The organism is Janibacter limosus (genome assembly GCF_004295485.1).
GTDB lineage: Bacteria > Actinomycetota > Actinomycetes > Actinomycetales > Dermatophilaceae > Janibacter > Janibacter limosus_A.
On record NZ_CP036164.1, the window covers coordinates 1394665 to 1414787 of the forward strand.

General features: G+C 65.8%; 18 protein-coding genes and 1 tRNA gene. 10 read left to right on the top strand and 9 right to left on the bottom strand.

What is annotated here, in order from left to right; translation table 11 throughout:
• Positions 1-41: 41 nt before the first annotated feature.
• Positions 42-1421 carry an IS1380 family transposase gene (locus EXU32_RS06690; protein ID WP_130628322.1) on the bottom strand — a complete coding sequence of 460 codons (1380 nt, stop codon included), beginning with the start codon at positions 1419-1421 and terminating at the stop codon, positions 42-44.
• Positions 1422-1734: 313 nt separating this feature from the next.
• Here EXU32_RS06690 and EXU32_RS06695 point away from each other — a divergent pair, with 313 nt between their 5' ends.
• From EXU32_RS06695 to EXU32_RS06725, 7 genes are all read left to right on the top strand, one after another.
• Positions 1735-1932: a helix-turn-helix domain-containing protein gene (locus EXU32_RS06695; protein ID WP_130629193.1), complete on the top strand. Its 198-nt coding sequence runs from the start codon at positions 1735-1737 to the stop codon at positions 1930-1932.
• A gap of 23 nt (positions 1933-1955) precedes the next feature.
• Complete coding sequence (locus EXU32_RS17665) at positions 1956-2561, top strand: DUF1643 domain-containing protein (RefSeq protein WP_431603063.1); 606 nt, start codon at positions 1956-1958, stop codon at positions 2559-2561.
• 20 nt (positions 2562-2581) lie between these two features.
• Positions 2582-3925 carry a hypothetical protein gene (locus EXU32_RS06705; protein ID WP_130629195.1) on the top strand — a complete coding sequence of 448 codons (1344 nt, stop codon included), beginning with the start codon at positions 2582-2584 and terminating at the stop codon, positions 3923-3925.
• Entirely contained in the window at positions 3918-6482 is a 2565-nt protein-coding gene (locus EXU32_RS06710) for a sensor histidine kinase (protein ID WP_130629196.1), read from the top strand. Before EXU32_RS06705 ends, EXU32_RS06710 begins: the two co-directional genes overlap by 8 nt.
• Before the next feature lie 8 nt (positions 6483-6490).
• The gene (locus tag EXU32_RS06715) at positions 6491-8347 is read left to right on the top strand and encodes a hypothetical protein (RefSeq protein WP_130629197.1); all 1857 of its coding nucleotides are present in this window, start codon (positions 6491-6493) and stop codon (positions 8345-8347) included.
• Positions 8348-8476: 129 nt separating this feature from the next.
• Positions 8477-9796: a Shedu anti-phage system protein SduA domain-containing protein gene (locus tag EXU32_RS06720; protein ID WP_165399599.1), complete on the top strand. Its 1320-nt coding sequence runs from the start codon at positions 8477-8479 to the stop codon at positions 9794-9796.
• Between the two features lie 251 nt (positions 9797-10047).
• Positions 10048-10121: transfer RNA gene (locus tag EXU32_RS06725), tRNA-Pro, on the top strand.
• 177 nt (positions 10122-10298) lie between these two features.
• On the opposite strand, the gene EXU32_RS06730 is transcribed toward EXU32_RS06725, so the two are convergent.
• Positions 10299-10547 (bottom strand): DUF3775 domain-containing protein, encoded by a 249-nt coding sequence (locus EXU32_RS06730; RefSeq protein WP_130629199.1) that lies wholly within the window; start codon positions 10545-10547, stop codon positions 10299-10301.
• A gap of 127 nt (positions 10548-10674) precedes the next feature.
• Here EXU32_RS06730 and EXU32_RS06735 point away from each other — a divergent pair, with 127 nt between their 5' ends.
• Positions 10675-11028, top strand: coding sequence for a helix-turn-helix domain-containing protein (locus EXU32_RS06735; RefSeq protein WP_130629200.1), 354 nt, complete (start codon positions 10675-10677; stop codon positions 11026-11028).
• A 3-nt stretch (positions 11029-11031) separates the two neighbouring features.
• On the opposite strand, the gene EXU32_RS06740 is transcribed toward EXU32_RS06735, so the two are convergent.
• Both EXU32_RS06740 and EXU32_RS06745 read right to left on the bottom strand, forming a co-directional pair.
• Positions 11032-11619: a ClpP family protease gene (locus tag EXU32_RS06740; protein ID WP_130629201.1), complete on the bottom strand. Its 588-nt coding sequence runs from the start codon at positions 11617-11619 to the stop codon at positions 11032-11034.
• Positions 11616-12194 (bottom strand): ClpP family protease, encoded by a 579-nt coding sequence (locus tag EXU32_RS06745; protein ID WP_130629202.1) that lies wholly within the window; start codon positions 12192-12194, stop codon positions 11616-11618. The genes EXU32_RS06740 and EXU32_RS06745 overlap by 4 nt, the downstream gene beginning before the upstream one ends.
• Positions 12195-12285: 91 nt before the next feature.
• Between EXU32_RS06745 and EXU32_RS06750 the strand changes: the two genes are divergently transcribed.
• Both EXU32_RS06750 and EXU32_RS06755 read left to right on the top strand, forming a co-directional pair.
• Positions 12286-13686, top strand: a complete 1401-nt coding sequence (locus EXU32_RS06750; RefSeq protein ID WP_130629203.1) for a magnesium chelatase — start codon at positions 12286-12288, stop codon at positions 13684-13686.
• Entirely contained in the window at positions 13676-15691 is a 2016-nt protein-coding gene (locus EXU32_RS06755) for a vWA domain-containing protein (protein ID WP_130629204.1), read from the top strand. The genes EXU32_RS06750 and EXU32_RS06755 overlap by 11 nt, the downstream gene beginning before the upstream one ends.
• 7 nt (positions 15692-15698) lie before the next feature.
• On the opposite strand, the gene EXU32_RS06760 is transcribed toward EXU32_RS06755, so the two are convergent.
• From EXU32_RS06760 to EXU32_RS06780, 5 genes are read right to left on the bottom strand one after another with little or no spacing between them, the layout of a single operon-like run.
• Positions 15699-16484 carry a putative hydro-lyase gene (locus EXU32_RS06760; protein ID WP_242612912.1) on the bottom strand — a complete coding sequence of 262 codons (786 nt, stop codon included), beginning with the start codon at positions 16482-16484 and terminating at the stop codon, positions 15699-15701.
• Positions 16477-17355, bottom strand: coding sequence for a biotin-dependent carboxyltransferase family protein (locus tag EXU32_RS06765; RefSeq protein ID WP_130629206.1), 879 nt, complete (start codon positions 17353-17355; stop codon positions 16477-16479). Before EXU32_RS06765 ends, EXU32_RS06760 begins: the two co-directional genes overlap by 8 nt.
• Positions 17352-17966 carry a 5-oxoprolinase subunit B family protein gene (locus EXU32_RS06770; RefSeq protein WP_130629207.1) on the bottom strand — a complete coding sequence of 205 codons (615 nt, stop codon included), beginning with the start codon at positions 17964-17966 and terminating at the stop codon, positions 17352-17354. The genes EXU32_RS06765 and EXU32_RS06770 overlap by 4 nt, the downstream gene beginning before the upstream one ends.
• On the bottom strand, positions 17963-18730 hold the full coding sequence (locus EXU32_RS06775) for a LamB/YcsF family protein (RefSeq protein WP_130629208.1): 768 nt from the start codon (positions 18728-18730) through the stop codon (positions 17963-17965). Before EXU32_RS06775 ends, EXU32_RS06770 begins: the two co-directional genes overlap by 4 nt.
• A gap of 51 nt (positions 18731-18781) precedes the next feature.
• Positions 18782-20041, bottom strand: coding sequence for an NRAMP family divalent metal transporter (locus tag EXU32_RS06780; RefSeq protein ID WP_431603054.1), 1260 nt, complete (start codon positions 20039-20041; stop codon positions 18782-18784).
• Between the last annotated feature and the right edge of the window lie 82 nt (positions 20042-20123).

A 20123-nucleotide genomic window follows, 5' to 3' on the forward strand; every position in this document is an offset into this window, starting at 1 on the left:
TCCACTGCAGGTCCTTGGTCGTGCCCCGGCGGGGCTGGTGGTCAGTTCCTCGCGGTGCCTGGTGGTGCGCAGGTGGCGGCGAACAGGACTTCCCAGGCGTACTGCCAGGGCCAGCCCTCGGGCAGATGCAGGCGCAGGCGGCGGGCGGAGCGGGCCAGCCGGGCCGGGACGCTGATCAGTTGGTCGCGGATGGTGGCGGTGGTGGCCTTGGCGTGGAAGAGGGAGGCCAGGGCCCCGGCGGCGCGGGTGAGGTTGAACGCGATCGCGGCCAGCACCAGCCAGGCACTGTTCGCCGCGAACGAGCCAGAGGGTGCGTGGGCCAGGGGACCGGAGCGCAGGTCGGCGTGGACCTGCTCGATGATGGCGTGGGCGCGGTGCGCGACCTCCGCGTCGAGCATGGGCAGCGGGGTGTCGGTGAACACGCCGTGGTGGCGGTAGGTGGGGAACAGCTCGCCTTGCCCGGCGGGCACGCTGGTGGGGTTGAGGCGCTTGACGCGGCGCACGATCAGCCGGGCGGTGATGTGCTCACTCTTGCGGCGGGAGGTGAACGCGGTGAAGGGAATCTCGGCGACCTCGGCGTCAGAAACCAGACGCTGTTCGTCCTCGTCCCAGATCGCGTTGGGGTAGCGGATCGGGACCCACGATTCCTCGCTGATGGTCGAGATCGCCGCTGTGACAGCTGTGTTCATCCGGGCGGTGACGGAGAACCTGGCACCGGACCGGTGGGCGGCGGCGGCCACGTCGTGGCCGTAATAGGCGGAGTCGGCGCGCACGATCAGCTCGCCGGTCGCGCCGGCGGCGCGGCTGGTGGCCAGTGCGTCGGCGACGAACTTGCCCGCGCCGCGGGCGGAGTTGGTGTTGCCCTTGCGCAGTCGGGTGCCCACGATGACCGGCGCGGCCAGCGGGGTGGACAGGGTGGCGATCAACGCGTTGACGCCCTTGACGTGGTTGTAGCCGTAGCCGACGCCTTGCTTGGCGTAGCCGTGGGTGGCCTTGATCGTGTCGTCGACGTCCAGGTAGGCGATTCGGTGCGCGCCGGGCAGGACCGGAGACTGTTTGGTCAGGCCGGTCAGGAACCGGGAGGCGATCGCGTCCAGCTGCCGCACGTGCCCGAAGGTGAAGGTGCGCAAGAACGTGCCCAGCGTGGAGGGAGCGCGTACCCCGGTGAACAGGCGGTCCATCCCGCCGTGGCGCAGCAGGTCCATGTCATCGATGGAGTCCGCGCCGGCGACCATCCCCGCGACCAGGGCGGGGATCTTCAGGTGCGCGTTGGCGCTGCCGTCCCCCTCGAGTGTCAGGTGCTTGGTGACCAGCCGGGCCAGGCCGGCGCGCTGGGCCAGCGCCATGGTCGGGGCCAGCCCGGCGCAGGAGACCAGGTTCGGGTCATCGAAAACGGCGGTGAGGTTGTGAGAGGATTGCATCTACCGGATGCCCCTTCTTTGCTTGGTGAACTGGAACTGTCGTAAGTCCCAATTCTCCTCGCTCGCAGGGGCATTCGCATGTTCCGACCCGCACAACTGCCTACGTCATCGACACCTCATCGGTGGATCCGGGCTGAGGTCGAGCAGCTCGACACGTCGGATGGGTCAGTGTCGTTACCTGACGCTGGACCGACCGCGACTACGGAGACTGCGTCTCGCGGCTCAATTTGACCTCATCTCAGCGTGCTTCGCCAGACTGAGCCCTCGCCCTGGTAGCGTGAACTTACGACCCGCCAGAGGAGATTACGGGAAGATGGCAGAAGAGCACGAAGTCCTGACAGCGGAGGAAGCCGCAGCTTTGCTCCGCGTCAGTAGCAAGACTCTTCTGTCCCTTGCGCGCAACGGAGCGCTCCCCGGGGAAAAGGTAGGGCGAGCTTGGCGATTCCTGAAGAGCGACGTCCTCGCCTATGTCAGAGGAGACAAGGACACTAAGGCGCGTGAGGAGCAGTGACTGTGCAGATTGAGACCGCCCCGATGGCTCGCTCGGTCGGAAACGCTGATGGTCCCGCTCTGTGCGCCGTTCTGCTCAACCCATCGTTCTCAGGGCCTCACTCTGTCAGCCACGGGAATCTCCGTGTGGCCGCAGAAGCTTTGGGCTTCTGCCGAGTGTCGATCGTGAACCTTGTCGGACTACAAACTCGCAACTCTCGTGATCTAGCCGAGCTGGCGACCACTCCTGATGCCTGGCAGGCAGCACGGCCTGGGATCGAAGATACAATTCGAAAGTCGGACCACCTCTTATTCGGATGGGGTGACTCACGCCTACGCGGGATTGCGAACACCTGGAAACGTGAGCAGATCACATGGACGGTGGCGCGAGCGATCGAACACGGTCACCAACACGTCTTGATGATGGATGAAAAGGCTCGCCACCCGTCCCGGTGGCGGCAATATGTTGGGCCCCAGCGAGGTCTCTACACAGGCTCCAGCATTGAACACCGATTCGTGCAGGCTCTGCGGCTGCACCGGACGGATTCGATGCTTGGGCGCCGTCAGCCCGACGGGGGGTCGATTGCCTCGATGACACTGGATACGGTCGACGACATCACCAGGTTTGCACGCGTGAGGACTTCCGCTTGAGCCTCCCAATCCAGCCCCGCGTGGAGCAGACGGCCAGCCCGTCCGACCTGCTGCGAGACCTGCTTGCGCAACGGATCCAGGACGACCCGGAGTTCTGGTCATTCAACGCGCTACGGAGTCGGTCAGGCAACCACGCGCTCTTCCAGTATCCGGCGATGATGGTCCCAGAACTTCAAGGCGCACTGCTAGACGACCTGCTCGCGATCGAACCAGATACTTCGCTCGTGTACGACCCCTTTTCGGGGTCAGGGACAGTCATGCTGGAGAGCTTGTATCGAGGGCTCGACTTCCACGGAAGCGACATCAACCCACTTGCTATCTTGCTCTGCCAGGTCAAAGCCACGCCGCCGACTTTAGGTGCCGCCCAGCTCGCAATACGACGGACGATCAGCGAGGCATTAACGACGTATAGCGACGCTCAGGCTCCCGATTTTCCAGGCGTCGACAAGTGGTTCAAACCAGAAATCAAAGCAGGGCTCGCCAGCCTTCGGGAAGCAATCAAGCACCGTAGCAATCTAGTCACCCGGCGCTTCATGTGGATCTGCTTCGCCGAAACCATCCGCTTAGTCTCAAACTCGCGCATCTCAACCTTCAAACTTCACACCTACACCCAAGATGAGATCGACCGACGTGAGACCGACGCGATCAAGGTCTTCCGCGCGGTCGCAGGGCGCAACGCCGTGCGTCTGAAACTGCACTGGACGAAAATGTCGGCCGTTGGTGACGATCATCTTCCGACGGCGACGCTGCTGCCCGGTTCAGTTACCGATCGCTGGGTAGCACCCCGGAAGGCGGACGTGCTCATGACCTCGCCTCCATACGGAGACAACAAGACAACAGTCCCGTACGGACAGCACAGTTATCTTCCGCTTCGTTGGATAGATACAAGCGATATCCCCGGCGGTTTTGACCCAGCTCTTCTGAACTCAACCTCTCGGATCGACTCACTTAGTTTGGGTGGTTCACTCAAGCACGCTGATGATGCCCGGGATGAGCTAGCAGGCGTCTCGAAATCCTTAGAGCGATTCATCCTGGAGATTGACAGCGCCCCGCCCCTGCGACGCAAAGTCTTGTCGTTTACTCGTGACTACCGTGATGCGCTCAGCGCCGTCAGCGCAAGACTCAAGGACGGCGCCTTTTGCTTCTTCACTCTTGGAGAGCGACGTGTAGGGAAACGAACCTTCCCACTCGTGGACATCACACGGGAGCTTCTGGAAGCTGAGAATCACGAGATAGTCACCATCATCGAGCGCACGCTGCCGGGATCGCGCAAACGCATGGCCGCGAAGAACAGCGAAGGTGCGACCATGGCGCGCGAGTGGATTCTGGTCACACGAGCATGGCGAAAGAGTGACCATGGCTGACTCCGTAGACGAAACGATTGTCGACACGTTGCGGCTGGAGGTTCACCCTTCCGTCGTCTTCAAACTGGGTGCCGACCTGATCACCGACGACATGCAAGCTCTCAGCGAGTTGGTCAAGAACTCATACGATGCTGACGGAACCAGAGTCCGGGTCGTCATCGATACGAACGTCCTTACCGACGCGGTAACCGGTGAAGTCATCTCGGAAGACTCTCGCGAGCAATCGGACGAGACGCCCCGTGCGACACTTCGTGGCTCGATCACGATTGATGATGACGGCATCGGCATGGACCTTGAGGCAATTCGTCGCGGGTGGCTGACCGTGTCGCTTAGCCACAAGCAGGAAATGAAGGCGCGCGGCGAGACTACGGCCAAGAAGCGGACTCCGCTCGGAGACAAAGGGCTAGGTCGCCTCGGCGCCCAACGGCTTGGGGACGTGCTCACACTCACCACCCGCACGCGGAACCTAGCAGAAGAATCCCCGCCGTTGAAGGTGTCGATGATCTGGAGCCGATTCGCCGCTGCCGATAGCCTCAACGCCGTTCCGATTGAGGTACACCGGCTGCCGCCCGGATCGTTGAAGCCGGGGACGACGCTGGAGATCCGCGGCCTGCGCGACCCAGAATTCTGGAAACAGAACGAAACCAACGACCTCCAACGCGAGTTGGCAGCGATGATCTCGCCATATGAGGGAGTCGCCGGATTCCGGATGACTCTCGCAATCGATGATAAATCGATCAACCTCCGCGAGACTGCACAGAGCATCCTGGCTGCCGCACCGATCTCCTACAGCTTCAATTTTGACGGCAGAGAATTGTCCATAGAAGGCCGATTCACCGCGGAGGTTCTCCGTCCACCGCAAGGTCGGACCGACATCGCCACCTTTGACGAATTGATCGGTTTCGACAACGGCTACGCCTTCACCGAGTGGCTGCTGAACGAGAAAGCAAAGAACGGAAAGGCTCTCGGCGTCCAGCTAGGCGACGACAAGCACTTCCTCACGAGTACCTTCAGCCAGAAGCTAGAGGAACTGAGCAAGGTGGAGATGGTCGGTGACGCTCCGGTGAATCCCGGCGCGTTCCACGGCGAGGTGAGCGGAATCCCACTGACCAGGGACACCACTAGCGTCTTTGACAAGGCATCCGACTACCGAGAGTTCGTCAAGGCACTCGTTGGGATCAAGGTCTACCGCGACGGATTCGGCGTTCGGGTCGATGACGACTGGCTGGGCCTCGGCGCCAAGTGGACATCCGGCGCCTCCTACTACAGCCTCCGCCCCGGCAACGTCACGGGCTACGTCAGCATCAGCGCGAAGGAAAATGCTGCCCTCGAAGAGACAACTAACAGGGAAGCATTCAGGGACACTCCTGCGTACCGGAACTTCTACAGACTCTTGACCGCCTGGGCAGACTACACAGGACGGGTCCAGGAGTATCTGCGGAGAAGCTACAACGAGTACCGCGCAGAACGACTCGGACAAGCGGCGAACATCGAGCCGCGAGCGACGCCCGAGGACCTCATCCGCAAGGCAACCAGTCAGATCGACGAAACCAGCCGTCTCGCGCGTCAAACGGCGAACGCCAGTTCTTCGATCCAGCAGATTCAGAAAGCGACCGAGGAACTCGAACGACAGAAGGAAGTGAGCGAGTCCACGGTCTTCCAGGACCCGGCACTGACGAACGCCTTGGATCAAACGATCTCCCGGGTTCGTCTCGCTGCTTCTGAGGCCGAAGACCTCATCCGTAACCTTGACAGCCTCTTGAACGAGCAAGAGTCGCTGAAGCAAGGCGTTGAACTCCTCGCCCAACAGCTCGATCTGGCGCAGGAGCAGATTAGCGATGCATGGGAATCAGTAGCCCTCGGCCTCAGTGCGGAAACGCTCGCGCACGAGGTGCAGCACATCAGTGACGGGCTTCGAGCTCGAAGCGCGCAGATCACGACGTATCTCAACAGCATCAACCACAAGGATCAGCGGGTGTGGACATTCGTTGAGCACGTGAGATCGTCCTCCGGAGCGCTGAGTAAACAAGTCTCGCGTCTCACGCCATCGCTGCGATACATGCGCGAGCGCCGCGATGACATAGCAATGTCGGATGAGATCGAGACTCTTCGCAGGTACTACCTCGAACGGTGGGGCGCGAACCGATTGCGAATGGAAACGAACATCGTCAACGACTTCTCCATTCGCGCCAACTCGGGAAAGCTCACGCAGGTCCTCGATAACTTGGTTCTGAACAGCGAATACTGGCTTCTCCAGGGCCTAGCAACGAAAACGATCGACGAGGGCGTCATCACGGTGACTGTTGATGAGCCCCACATCACTATCGAGGACAACGGCATTGGGTTCGATGAGTCGATCGAGGAGCTTGCATTCGAGCCATTTATCACCATGAAACCCGCGCAACAGGGACGCGGACTGGGCCTGTTCGTCGTTCGACAAATCCTCGACTCGATGGACGCATCAATCACCTTGGCGCCCGATCGAAACGCACAGGGAAGGCGAAGCCGCCTTCGATTGAGCTTCGCACGAGCCCTATCGTCGACAAGAGATGCCTGAGAACTGACATGACAGACGAAGAACTGAGCGAACAGTCCGACGGGCCTGAGGATGTTGCGCCAACGAAGAGACTGACTCGACAGCTGTTGGACGCTCTCGGTATCACCCGGGTGATCAACGTGGATGACGACCATGCCCAAGGTCAGATTCAAAGCAAGGAGTCGGTCATCGGTGCGCTACGTGCAGGCACCCTAGACACAGTCCTGGTCGCACGGTTCATTCTCCCAGACGAGAAGGACGGGTCCGCCGATGCTCTCGACTTGGACGAGGCCATCACGCTAGTAGAAGAGCGCTGGGAAGAACTCAGCGACGACAACCGAGTCGAACTGAGTTTTGCTGCGTCCCGCGCGGTAGGCGAAGGACCTCTTGAAAGGCAACCGGAGGCGGTCGTCAGCAACAACGCTGCCCTGCTTGCGCTACCTGATCTGCTCGGCGATGACATTGAACTAGTCAGAATGGGGCTCGTGGAATGGCGAGCCACTGGACAGCAGCTCCTCGTCGATGTGAGGCCGACTCTTCTCCTGTTCGATCGCAGTTTCGAGAATGAGGGACAGTCCGCGACCGCCGGAGACGACCTGGTGCGGGGAGTCCTAGGGCGAGACGATCGCGACCACGTTTACGTAGGTTTGCTCACCCACACAGCATCCGACGAAGGGCGCGAAGACGAGATCGCACGCGAGATCAGCGCGGGCGTCACGCCGCCCCGGCCGGTCATCGTCGTGGCGAAACGGCGCCTCCAGACGGACTCGTTTCCCGAAGCCCTGAGGGTCCTGCTGTTCTCGAGAGAACTTGAAGAGTTCAGAGCGCACGCGATACGGAGTCTCGAGATCGCGGGCGCTCAAGGTATCAACTTCATGCGTGACGTGACCAGGTACGCCTTGCTCGCATCATTCGAAGCAGCCAGGTCGGAAGGAGTCTTCGAAACCGACCTAGCTATGCGAATGCCCGCTGCCGTGTCTCGCAAGCATCTAGCCAAAGAGCTGAGAGATGGCGCCTTCATCGAAGGCGCCCTAGAACAACTACGCAACGCGGCGGGTATTGAACTGTACTTCGAAGCGGCCGAGAAGCCGTCCGAGATCTCCAAAATCGAGTGGGATGAACGGTTCGATGACGCAACCACTCTCTCCGGCCTGGCACTTCCACTGGAGATAGGCGACATATTCCGCGTACACGACTTGCTCGCGAACGGAAAGTCACGAGGTGCCGACAGGTACTACATTCTTCTCGCGCAGGCTTGTGACCTCAGCGTCCGAGCAGACGGCAAACGCGGCAACGAACTCAACTCCCTGGTTCTGACCGAGATCCGTCGAGCGGTCAAAGTCCCAGACACGGACACGTATAGAGACCTCAAAGACAACCAGGCAGACGTAGGAATCCTCATTCCTAGCGAAAAGGAACTGTGGCGAATCCAGTTCGCTCGACAAATTCATGTGCCGACACTGGCGCTGGATGCCTGCATCACCAGTGGCTCCGGGAAGTCGATCATCAAGACAGACGCGTCAGCCTCCAAGTCTCTCCCCAGCTCGTGGCTCCGCAGATTCGAGCGGATGAAAGCCGAGTGCGCAGACCTGCTCAAGGAATACAAGACCTTGGAGCAGGGTACCTCGGTCGTCGAGGGCAAAGAAGCAGAAGGTCGAGCAGTCACCAGGCATCTGGTAGCCGCGTTGCTGAGTACAAAGCCCAAGCACAAACTCGGACTGACAGCCAAGATTGACCCGGCCAAAGAGACGATCGAGTTTGGCCTAGAGCGATACGCGCGAATCGCAGATAACGCCGCCCGGGGACTCTTGGCGCTACTCGCGAACCATCATGCACGCCCGGCGTTCGATGCTCCCTTGTTTGTCGAAGCCGAAGAAGAGGTGTAGTTGCGGGCCGGAGACGTAAGTTATCGACCACGAACCACCGGATAGCACGTCCTCGCGCAGCACGGTCAGCCGGCGTCACGACTTCGGATTGACCATCGGAACAACGAGAGCGGAATGAGGACGCACGATATGTTGAACAGCGACGGACAGGCCGGGTCCTTGACAACGTTTCCTCGGTGGCAGTTGGTTGCCGACCGCCTCGATACGCTAGTAACCGGGCCCTCAGCCGAGCAGTTGGTCGTCGCGAAGAGCCTCGGAGTGCCGCTTTCCGGTTCGTTACCGGCGCCAGTCGCAGCGGTGGTGATACGTCACCATCTGAGCGCCGAGCTGAGAATCGGGTTCCGAGCGGTTGACGATGTCCCCGAAGTACTCGGGGACATCGAGGACGAATTAGGCGTCACCCGTACCGAGTCCCTCATTACGGGTACGCACGAGGAGGTGACGGCCTGGTTTGAGTCGCGCTACATCCTGAAGACGATTCGTGGCTTGCGTGCCCTGCGACCCCAGGTCGGCGATGTTGTTTCGAGTGCTGGTTGGAAGGCCGGTGAACGCAGGGTGATTTCCACCATCCAGGACAGTGGCCGTATCTTCATGAAGCTAAAGCCGGTTCGGAGCGCATGGCCGAACAATCTCGAAACGGTCGAGCGCGTCGGATCTCCGGGGTATGCGGCTGCGGTAAAGAGCGTCGGTGAGTCTGTGCTGAACGCGACCGTCTCAGCCTCCACGAACCTAGATAATTTCGCTCCTCTGGCGAAGTACGAACTCAAGAGTCACGTACCGGCACCGGAGGCGATTCGAGCGCTCGAAGAGTTGCTCGAATCAGGGGAGAAACGCGAAGAGCCGCTGCAAAAGGTGCTAACCCAGTATCCCGAACTGCTGGCATCAACCGTCGTCGGAGGCTGGAAGACCTTCGTGATTCCGAAGCCGCGACTTGGCTCCGAGTATGTGCCCGACTTCCTCGTCCTAGGCATCAATAGCGTCGGCCCTCAATGGGTGACGATCGAGATCGAGGGCGCGCGGCACAAGATTCTGACGAACAAGGGCAAGCTCGCACAACAGACGCGACACGCAATAGAGCAGGTTGAGGACTGGCGGGAGTGGCTCACTCGCAACGTGAGCTATGCGCAGATGGAGCAGGGCTATCACGGGCTTACTACCCGCGCTCCCGGCCTTGTCATCATCGGCCGCGACGATCCTGCAGCCGAGCGGCAGGCCTCTCGGGCACGGTCTGAGGAGGCCGCCAGAATCGCAGTGCACTCGTGGGATTGGCTGCTCCGAGGTGCGCGGAATTTGAGTGGACACGCTTTGTACAAGACCAAGTTCGCAGTGGACAACCTGAACGAGCAAGTTGGCAAACAGGTCGTTTCTCTTCCGGTGTCATCTGCGTCCACGTTTGATGAGCTTTTCGCTGAAGACGAGGACGAGGAGTTCAACCGACTGCCATGGTGAAGCGGGCGGCAGAGCCATCGACCGCCCCGCTTCAAGTTTTCGGGGAGCGCCGGGACGCGCTTTGGCCCCAGCGGTGGAGTGGACCAATTAGGTGACCAACGACCTGAAAACCATGCAAAGCGTGACGTGCGAAGCTCTCTCTGGGAAGGCAGAACCCTAGGCTATGCGGCCTTGGAGGACTACTCCTGGCACCTGGGGGGTAAGGGGTTTACCCCGCTCTGGTCGGCCCGAACAACCGAATAATGATGCCACGGGCTGTGGCGCAGCTTGGTAGCGCACCTGACTGGGGGTCAAGGGGTCGCAGGTTCAAATCCTGTCAGCCCGACGTCGTGATGTCTCAGGACATCGGCATAGCCGGACCTACAGAAATGTAGGTCCGGCTATTGCGTTCTGCGGGCCAAAACTGCTCGTTCGAAGAACAACCGCGACTCCTGGGTCGCGGTGCTTCTTCGAACGACGACTCACGAGCGGACGCGCTGCAGATCGCAGCGGATGCAGCGCGTCAGCGTGGAGAGGCCGACGTCACCGTGGGCGCGCCGACTGATTCATCGGCGGCGACGGCGTCGATCTCGGTGACCAGACGCGCGAACTCCTCGTCGTCGACCGTGACGCCTGCGGCGTCGAGCCCTTCGCGCAGCTTGTCCGCGATCTTGGTCTGGCCAGCGCTGTAGTCCCACGAGGTGGCGGTGTCGACCGCCTTCTGCGCGGCCTCGCGAGCCGCGTCCATCTCCTCGGTCGAGTACTCGGTCATCTGTGTCCTCTCGTCGTGGGGCGGACATGTCCCTGTGGCCCTACCCGCGGCGGGCGGGGCCATGCACGAGGGTTCTGCCCAGAGCAGAATCTCCCTCAGGCCAGACCCGGCGGATCTACGCTGAGGCATGAGCGACTCGACGCTGACCCGAGGCCGTGAGGCGACCCCCTTCGAGCGCAAGCTCCTCGCCCGACAGCGGCCGAGCGATCCCCTCTGGCGTGACCTCCTCGGCGAAGAGCTGCGCCGGCTGCGGCACGAGCAGGGCCGCACCCTGGGGGAGACGGCGGACCGAGCGGGCATCTCGCCGCAGTACCTCTCCGAGATCGAGCGCGGCCGCAAGGAACCCTCGAGCGAGATGATCGCCGCGGTGGGAGGAGCCCTGGACGTCACGCTCGTCGACCTCACCCTGGCCGTCGCCGAGGCGGTCCGGACGCCGCAGCGCTCTCGCACCACGGCGTCCGTCCTCGCCCTCGCCGCCTGACCCTCAGCGCGTCTCCATCACCTCGTCGATGAGCCCGTAGTCCCGCGCCGCCGCCGCGGTGAAGACCCGATCCCGATCGGTGTCCGCACGCAGCTCCGCGACGGGCCGACCGGTGGCCGAGGCCAGGACCTCCTCGATGTCCGAGCGCACCCTCACGAGCTCGTCGGCCTGCAGGATCAGGTCGGGGATCGGTCCGCGGCCCTGCAGCGACGGTTGGTGCAGGACGACCCGGGCGTGCGAGAGCGCAGCGCGCTTGCCCGGGGTGCCGGCAGCAAGCAGCACGGCGCCGACGGCCACCGCCTGGCCGACGCAGGTCGTCGCGACATCGGGTCGGATGTAGCGCATGGTGTCCAGGACCGCGAGCATCGCGCTGGGGTCACCCCCTTCGCAGTTGATGTAGAGCTGGATGTCCCGGTCCGGTGCGACCGACTCGAGGTGGATCAGCTGGGCGATCAGGGCGTTGGCGACACCGGCGTCGATGCCCGTGCCGAGGTAGATGATGCGCTCGGTGAGCAGGTGCGAGTAGACGTCCATGATCCGCTCGCCGCGCGGGTGCTGGGCGATGACGCTGGGGATCGAGTAGGTGCTCATCGCGCGCTCCCCGCAAGGGAGCCGGCAAATCCGGTGCGTTCCCTGGACTTCGGGGAGACCTCGTCGAAGGACGCCACGATCGCGTCGACGAAGCCGTAGTCGACCGCCTCCTGCGCCGAGTACCACCGGTCTCGCAGCGAGTCCTCGAAGACCCGCTCCAGCGGTTGCCCGGTGTCCTGCGCGATCAGCCCGAGGACGGTGTCGCGGGTGTGCCGCAGGTCGTCGGCCTGCAGCTCGACGTCCACGGCCGTACCGCCGATGCCGGCCGAGCCCTGGTGCATGAGGACGCGGGAGTGCGGCAACGCGCGGCGCTTGCCCGGCGTCCCGGAGGAGAGCAGGAACTGCCCTGCGCTGCAGGCGATCCCGAGCGCGAGCGTGCTCACGTCGTTGGGCACCAGCCGCATGACGTCACGGATCGCGAGCATCGCGGGGACGGAGCCGCCGGGGGAGTGGATCCACAGCGCGACGTCGGCAGCCGGGTCCGCCGCGGCGCCGTCGAGGACGAGGACGCGCTCCTGGAGGAGCTCTCGTCTGGTCCGGTCGTCGAAGAGTCGTGGGGTCGGTGTGTCAGCCATGGCTCCAACCCTGCTCCGCCGAAGGGGGAGGACCTGCACCCTTCTGCTCCTGGCGGATCCGCTGGCAGCAGAGGGGGCTAACCTCGGGAGGGTGAGCAACTCCACTGCCGCCCCGACCCTCTCGACCGTCGGCGAGCTGCGTGCCGCCGGGTACGTCGCCAAGCCCCTTCGGGAGGAGCTGCGGGACAACCTCCTCGCCCGCCTGCGCGAGGGTGAGGACCCGTGGCCCGGACTGCACGGCTACGAGGACACGGTGATCCCGCAGGTCGAGCGAGCGCTGCTCGCCGGCCACGACATCGTGCTCCTCGGCGAGCGCGGTCAGGGCAAGACCCGCCTCCTGCGCACCATCGCGGGCCTGCTCGACGAGTGGACCCCGGTGATCGCCGGCTCCGACCTGGCCGAGCACCCCTTCGAGCCGATCACCCACGCATCCCGTCGCCTCGCCGCAGAGCTGGGCGACGCCCTTCCCATCACCTGGCGGCACCGCGACGAGCGCTATGTCGAAAAGCTGGCGACACCGGACACCTCCGTCGCCGACCTCATCGGTGACGTCGACCCGATGAAGGTCGCCGAGGGCCGTGCCCTGGGCGACCCCGAGACGATCCATTTCGGGCTCATCCCACGCAGCCACCGCGGGATCGTGACGATCAACGAGCTGCCGGACTTGGCCGAGCGGATCCAGGTGGCGATGCTCAACGTCATGGAGGAGCGGGACATCCAGGTCCGTGGCTATGTCCTGCGTCTGCCCCTCGACGTCCTCGTGCTCGCCAGCGCCAACCCCGAGGACTACACCAACCGTGGTCGCATCATCACGCCGCTCAAGGACCGCTTCGGTGCCGAGATCCGCACGCACTACCCCAGAGAGCTCGAGGCAGAGATCGCCGTGACCCGGCAGGAGGCGCACCTCGTCGCCGAGGTACCCGACCACCTCCTGGAGGTGCTCGCACGGTTCACCCGCAACCTGCGCGAGTCCTCGGCGGTCGACCAGCGCAGCGGGGTGAGCGCCCGGTTTGCCATCGCCGGTGCCGAGACGATCGCCGCGTCGGCACTCCACCGCGCCGCGACCGAGGGCGAGGACGACCCGGTGGCCCGGGTCGTCGACCTCGAGACCGCCGTCGGGGTCCTCGGCGGCAAGATCGAGTTCGAGAGCGGTGAGGAGGGGCGCGAGCTCGAGATCCTCACCCACCTGCTGCGCACCGCCGTCGCCGACACCGTCCGGCACCTCGTGCTCGGGATCGACTTCGGTCCGCTCGTGCGGACGGTCGAGGAGGGGGCCGAGATCGCGACCGGTGAGCAGGTCACCGCGCACGACTTCCTCGAGGGACTCCCGGCGCTGGGCGAGGCCACCGTCTACGACGAGGTCTACGAGCGCTTCGACGCCCGCTCCGACGGCGAGCGAGCAGCTGCCCTCGAGCTCGTGCTCGAGGGCCTGTACCTCGCCCGCAAGATCGGCAAGGACTCCTCCGGCGGGGCGACCGTGTATGGCCACTAGCCGCAGTCGCTTCCACCGCTACGACGGCGGGGACCCGCTCGCGCCGCCCGCCGACATCGCCGAGGCCCTCGACACGATCGGCGAGCAGGTCATGGGTGGCGCCTCACCGGAGCACGCGCTGCGCGAGTTCCTCCGGCGCGGCGGCCGTGGTCAGACGGGCCTGGACGACCTCGCCCGCCAGGTCAACGAGCTGCGGCGTGAGCTGCTCCAGCAGCACGGTCTCGACGGCACCTTCCGCGAGGTCCGCGAGCTGTTGGACCGCGCGGTGCTCGAGGAGCGCAAACAGCTGGCCCGGGACGTCCACCTCGACGACCTGGAGCGTGACTTCGCGCAGATGCGCCTGGACAACCTCTCGCCGTCGACCGCGGCCGCCGTGAGCGAGCTGCAGGACTACCCCTGGCAGTCCTCGCAGGCCCGCGCCGACTACGAGCAGATCAAGGACCTGCTCGGGCGTGAGGTGCTCGACCAGCGCTTCGCGGGGATGAAGCAGGCGCTCGAGGGCGCGACCGACGAGGACCGGGCAGCGGTCGAGGCGATGCTGCGCGACCTCAACGAGCTGCTTGAGAAGCACGAGCGTGGCGAGGACACCCCGCAGGACTTCGCCGACTTCATGGACCGCCACGGCGACTTCTTCCCCGAGGGGCCGCAGGACGTCGACGAGCTCGTCGACGCGCTGGCCCAGCGGGCCGCTGCGGCACAGCGGCTGCTCAACTCGATGACCCCCGAGCAGCGCGAGGAGCTCATGCAGCTGTCCGCCCAGGCCTTCGGCTCACCCGGGCTGATGGAGGCCCTGACCCGGCTCGACGGCACCCTGCAGGCGCTGCGTCCCGGCGAGGACTGGAGCGGGTCCGAGCAGCTCGGCGGCGAGCAGGGCCTCGGCCTCGGTGACGGCACCGGCATGCTGCAGGACATCGCGCGGCTCGACGCGCTGGGCGAGCAGCTCTCCCAGTCGCACGCCGGCGCCGGCCTGGACGACATCGACCTCGACGAGCTGGCCAGGGCTCTCGGGGAGCAGGCGGCTGTCGACGCTCGCGCCCTGCGCGACCTCGAGCAGGCCCTGCGCAGCAGCGGCTCGGTGCGCCGTGACTCCGACGGACAGCTGCGCCTCACCCCCAAGGCCATGCGTCAGCTGGGCAAGGCGCTGCTGCGCGACATCGCCCAGCGCATGTCAGGACGTCAGGGGCAACGCGACCTGCGCCAGGCCGGAGCGGCCGGCGAGCGGTCGGGGGCCTCACGTGCATGGGAGTTCGGCGACACCGAGCCGTGGGACATCCCCCGCACCATCCTCAACGGCGTGCGGCGACGGGCCGCCGACGGGGGCGGCCGCAGGATCGTCGCCGACGACATCGAGGTCGCCGAGACCGAGGCCCGCACCCAGGCCGCTGTCGCGTTGCTCGTCGACACCTCCTTCTCGATGGCCATGGACGGGCGCTGGGTCCCGATGAAGCGGACAGCGTTGGCCCTGCACACCCTCATCCGCACCCGGTTCCGCGGCGACCACCTCCAGCTGATCGGCTTCGGTCGGCATGCCGCGGTCATGGAGGTCGAGGAGCTGACCGGCCTCGACGCCTACTGGGACAAGGGGACCAACCTCCACCACGCGCTCCTCCTGGCCAACCGGCACTTCCGCCGGCACCCCAACGCCCAGCCCGTGCTGCTGATCGTCACCGACGGCGAGCCCACCGCGCACCTCGAGCCCGGTGGTCAGGCCTTCTTCGACTACCCGCCGCACCCGCTGACGATCGCCGTCACGGTGCGCGAGCTCGACAACGCCTCGCGGCTCGGGGCGCAGACGACCTTCTTCCGCCTCGGGGAGGACCCCGGTCTCGCGCGGTTCGTCGAGACGCTGGCGCGACGCGCCGGTGGCCGGGTCGTCGCCCCGGAGCTGGACGACCTCGGCGCCGCGGTCGTGGGTTCCTACCTCGGGTCGCGCGGCCCGGCCGGGGGAGCATCAGGCGACTACGGCGACTGGTTCGGCGGCCGGGGCTTCTGGTTCGGCACCTGACCCGGCCCTACGGCACGAGGTAGTCGCTGTCCCGGGCATCGGTGATGGCCATCATCCCGGGCGCGTGGCCGATGGCGAAGGGAGGTCGAGACTGCATCACTGCGGCCTGGGGAGTGACTCCGCACGCCCAGAAGACCGGGATCTCCCCGTCACCGATCGGGACGGCCTCACCGAAGTCGGGCGAGGCGAGGTCCGTGATGCCGAGTGCCTCCGGGTCCCCGATGTGCACCGGCGCCCCGTGGACGGCCGGGTAGCGCGAGGTGACCCGCACGGCCGTGGCGACCTGGTCCGCCGGCATCGGCCGCATCGAGACGACGAGGGGGCCACCGATCGACCCCGCGGACCGGCATGGCCGGTTGGTCCGGTACATCGGGACATTGCTGCCGACCTCGACGTGGCGGACGGGCACACCGGCCTCGAGCAGCGCGGCCTCGAAGGTGAAGCTGCACCCGATCAGGAAGGCCACCAGGTCCTTGCGCCACAGGTCGCGGACGTCCGACACCTCGGCCACGAGCTCGCCGTCCTCGTAGACCCGGTATCCCGGGATGTCGGTGCGCAGGTCGCCGTCGAAGATCCCGCACCCCACCTCGCCGGGCTCGGTGACGTCGAGGACGGGGCAGGACTTCGGGTTGCGCTGGGCGAAGAGCAGGACGTCGTAGGCCTGCTCGCGGGGGACGGCGATGAGGTTGGCCTGGGTCCAGCCAGCGCTCCACCCCGAGGTGGGCACGCGCAGGCCTTCGCGGAAGCGGGCCCGGGCCAGGTCGGGGGACAGGGACGCGACGGTCTCAGGCACGGGAACCTCCGAGGACGAAGCGGATGTGCTGACCGGGCTGGGCCTGGGCGGCCAGGCCGATGTCATCGCTGACGACGACGGCGACGACGGGGTAGCCACCGGTCACGGGATGGTCGGCGAGGAAGAGGGTCGGCTGACCGGTGGGTGGCACCTGCAGGGCGCCGGGGACCATCCCTTCGCTCTGGAGCTCACCCTCACGGGCGCGCTCCAGCACCGGCCCGGACAGGCGCATCCCCACGCGGTTGCTCTCGGCGGTGACCTCGTAGGTGCCCCCCACCAGGGTGGAGATGACGTCCGGCACGAACCAGTCGTCGCGCGGGCCCGGGACGACGCGCAGCAGCACCTCACCGGTCGTGGGGGCGGCGACCGGCGCGACGTCGACGAGGGGAGGGGCACTCGGGGTCGGACCCACGGGCAGCAGGTCCCCGGGGCGGGGGACCGGCGGGCCGAGACCGGCCATCGTGTCCGTCGAGCGGGAGTGCAGGACCGGCGGGACGTCGATGCCGCCCCGGACGGCGACATAGCTGCGCAGCCCAGCCGTCGCCGCCCCCAGGCGAAGGGAGGACCCGTCCGGTAGCCAGGTCACCGCCGCGTGGCCCACGGGCCGCCCGTCTCCGGTCGCGGGGGTCGTCGCCCCGGTCACGACGACCCACGCGCCACCGCGGGAGCGCACCTCGAGCCCGCCGAGGGTCACCTCGAGGGCAGCGGCTCCCTCGCTGTTGCCGAGGAGCCGGTTGGCCAGTCGGAGCGAGCCGAGGTCGGCAGCGCCCGACCGGCCGACGCCCAGACCGGCCAGACCCTCGCGACCGAGGTCCTGGATGGTGGTCTGCGGCCCGGTCGCGATGATCTCGAGCGCGCGGAAGGCACTCACGCGGCCGTCTCCACGTAGCGCACCACGGTCCCGGGGACCAGCAGCGCCGGCGGTTCGCGCTGGATGTCCCAGACCTGGAGCGCAGTCCGTCCGATGAGCTGCCAGCCGCCGGGTGACTCCCGCGGGTAGACGCTCGCGAACTCACCGGCGAGCGCGACGGACCCCGGCGGCACCTTGGTGCGCGGGTTGTCACGGCGAGGCACCTGCAGGCGCTCGTCGCCACCGACCATGTAGCCGAAGCCGGGGGCGAAGCCGCAGAAGGCCACCGTCCACGGGGTCCCGGTGTGCGCCTCGATGACCTCGCGCTCGGCGAGCCCGGTGAGGCGCGCGACCTCCGAGAGGTCCGCTCCGTCGTAGACGACGGGGATCTCCACCTCGCCGGCGGTTGCCCGGTGGTGGGTCCCCACCGAGATGCCCGACACCGCTCGCGCCAGTCGCTCCACGTCCGTCACGGCCCGGTCGATGGTGAGCAGGAGCGTCGTCGCCGCCGGCACCATGTCGATGACGCCGTCCGGGAGATCCTCGTCGAGGTGGGAGTAGAGGGCCAGCACCTCGTCCATGTCCGACATCTCCACGAGCAGCCCGGAGTCGGCGCAGGGCATGAGCCTCATCTGACCTCCCCGACGAAGGGAGTGAGCGACACCCCGGCCTGCTCCAGACCGGCCCGCACGTGCCGCGCGATCTCCACGGCACCGGGGCTGTCGCCGTGCACGCACAGCGAGCCCGCAGGGGCGGCCACGATGCTGCCGTCCGTGGCGACGACCTCGCCCTTCGTCGCGATGCGTACGCACCGCTCGGCGATCTCGCCGGGGTCGTGGAGCACCGCCCCGGCCTCCCGTCGGGAGACCAGGGTGCCCTCCGGCGTGTAGGCCCGGTCGGCGAAGGCCTCACCGACCGTGGTCAGCCCGGCCTCCTCGGCCAGCCGCAACCACGCCGAGCCGGGCAGCCCGAGGACCGGCAGGGTGCGGTCGTAGGAGACGACGGCCTCGACGACTGCGGCCGCCTGCGCCTCGTGGTGGACGATCGCGTTGTAGAGCGCCCCGTGGGGCTTGACGTAGCGCACGCGGGTGCCGGCCACCTTGGCGAAGGCCTCGAGCGCACCGATCTGGTAGAGCACGTCGTCGGTGAGCTCGGCCGGCACCATGTCGATGAAGCGTCGGCCGAAGCCGGGGAGGTCGCGGTAGCCGACCTGTGCGCCGATGGCCACTCCCCGCTCGGCAGCACGGTCACAGCTGTGCCGCAGGACGGACGGATCGCCCGCGTGGAACCCGCAGGCGACATTGGCACTCGTCACCACCTCGAGCATCGCGTCGTCGTCACCCAGGGTCCAGCTGCCGAAGCTTTCGCCGAGGTCTGCATTGAGGTCGATCTGCATCGTGCGTGCTCCTGTCGGTCATGCGTGCTGCTGGTCGGGGGAGTGCGTGGGTCATGAGCTCCAGAGCTTCACGATCCCGCTGAAGGACTCGTAGCCGAGGTAGATCGTGAGCAGCCAGATCAGCAGACCGAGGTAGGCCAGCCACTTGGGGTAGACGTACCCACCCAGCAGGTCCTGTCGACGCAGCGCGACCCAGACGAGGATCCCGAAGCCGAAGGGCAGGATCAGGCCGTTGAGCGCGCCGGCGAGGATGAGCAGCGTCGCCGGGGACTGACCGAGGGAGATGTAGATCGCGGCCGAGATGACGATGAAGCCGACGACGACCCACTGGCTGTGCTTCTTGATCGCGGCGTTGAAGGTCGTGAGGAAGCTGACCGAGGTGTACGAGGCCCCGATGACGCTCGTGATGCTCGCCGCCCAGAGGATGACGCCGAAGATGTGCAGCCCGACCCGACCCAGCGCCGCCTCGAAGGCGACGGCCGGCGGGTTGTCGACCCCGGCGAGCTCCACTCCGCCGACGACGACGCCGAGGATGGCCAGGAAGAGCAGGCCGCGCATAACGCCGGTGACGAGGATGCCGGTGATGGAGCCCCTGCTGATCTCGGCGATCCGCTCGGGACCCGTGATGCCGCTGTCGACGATCCGGTGGGCACCGGCGTAGGTGATGTAGCCACCGACGGTGCCACCGATCAGGGTGGTGATGATGAGGAAGTCGACCTTGTCCGGCAGGACGGTCTGCTTGAGTGCCTCACCGTAGGGCGGCTGCGTGGCGACCGCCGCGTAGGCGACCATGGCGATCATCAGGACCCCGAGGACGACGACGATGCGGTCCATCGCGACGCCCGCCTTCTTGCTGACGAAGATCGCGATGGCGATGAGCGCGGACACCGCGCCCCCGATCTTGGCGTCGACGCCGAACATCGCGTTGGCCCCCAGGCCGGTGCCGCCGATGTTGCCGATGTTGAACACCAGCCCGCCGAAGACGACGAGGGCGGCCAGGACGTAGCCGAAGCCGGGGATGACCTGGTTGGCCAGGTCCTGGGCGCGCATCCCGGAGACGCCGATGACGCGCCAGACATTCAGCTGGACCGCGATGTCGACGATGATCGAGATGACGATCGCGAAGGCGAAGGCCGCGCCCAGCTGTGCGGTGAAGACCGTTGTCTGGGTGATGAATCCGGGACCGATGGCGCTCGTCGCCATGAGGAACATCGCCCCGAGGAGGGCTCCCTTCGTCGCTGTGGCTGCCGTGCCCGGCGGGGGCATCTTGGACGGCTGCGGTGACGCACCGGGGGCTGGAGCCTGGGTCATGGTGGTTCTCCTCGTCGCTCACGGGACCACCTCATTGTGCTCCCGATCACGTAAACTAGCGATTGTTGAACAATCCCGCAAT

Bases quoted from the DNA above. Each gene is read 5' to 3' on its own strand.
- EXU32_RS06735 (WP_130629200.1), top strand. From the start codon at position 10,675: ATGAGCGACTCGACGCTGACCCGAGGCCGTGAGGCGACCCCCTTCGAG.
- EXU32_RS06720 (WP_165399599.1), top strand. From the start codon at position 8,477: ATGTTGAACAGCGACGGACAGGCCGGGTCCTTGACAACGTTTCCTCGG.
- EXU32_RS06695 (WP_130629193.1), top strand. From the start codon at position 1,735: ATGGCAGAAGAGCACGAAGTCCTGACAGCGGAGGAAGCCGCAGCTTTG.
- EXU32_RS06780 (WP_431603054.1), bottom strand. From the start codon at position 20,041: ATGACCCAGGCTCCAGCCCCCGGTGCGTCACCGCAGCCGTCCAAGATG.
- EXU32_RS06740 (WP_130629201.1), bottom strand. From the start codon at position 11,619: ATGAGCACCTACTCGATCCCCAGCGTCATCGCCCAGCACCCGCGCGGC.
- EXU32_RS06730 (WP_130629199.1), bottom strand. From the start codon at position 10,547: ATGACCGAGTACTCGACCGAGGAGATGGACGCGGCTCGCGAGGCCGCG.
- EXU32_RS17665 (WP_431603063.1), top strand. From the start codon at position 1,956: ATGGCTCGCTCGGTCGGAAACGCTGATGGTCCCGCTCTGTGCGCCGTT.
- EXU32_RS06690 (WP_130628322.1), bottom strand. From the start codon at position 1,421: ATGCAATCCTCTCACAACCTCACCGCCGTTTTCGATGACCCGAACCTG.
- EXU32_RS06775 (WP_130629208.1), bottom strand. From the start codon at position 18,730: ATGCAGATCGACCTCAATGCAGACCTCGGCGAAAGCTTCGGCAGCTGG.
- EXU32_RS06715 (WP_130629197.1), top strand. From the start codon at position 6,491: ATGACAGACGAAGAACTGAGCGAACAGTCCGACGGGCCTGAGGATGTT.
- EXU32_RS06745 (WP_130629202.1), bottom strand. From the start codon at position 12,194: ATGGCTGACACACCGACCCCACGACTCTTCGACGACCGGACCAGACGA.
- EXU32_RS06710 (WP_130629196.1), top strand. From the start codon at position 3,918: ATGGCTGACTCCGTAGACGAAACGATTGTCGACACGTTGCGGCTGGAG.
- EXU32_RS06770 (WP_130629207.1), bottom strand. From the start codon at position 17,966: ATGAGGCTCATGCCCTGCGCCGACTCCGGGCTGCTCGTGGAGATGTCG.
- EXU32_RS06755 (WP_130629204.1), top strand. From the start codon at position 13,676: ATGGCCACTAGCCGCAGTCGCTTCCACCGCTACGACGGCGGGGACCCG.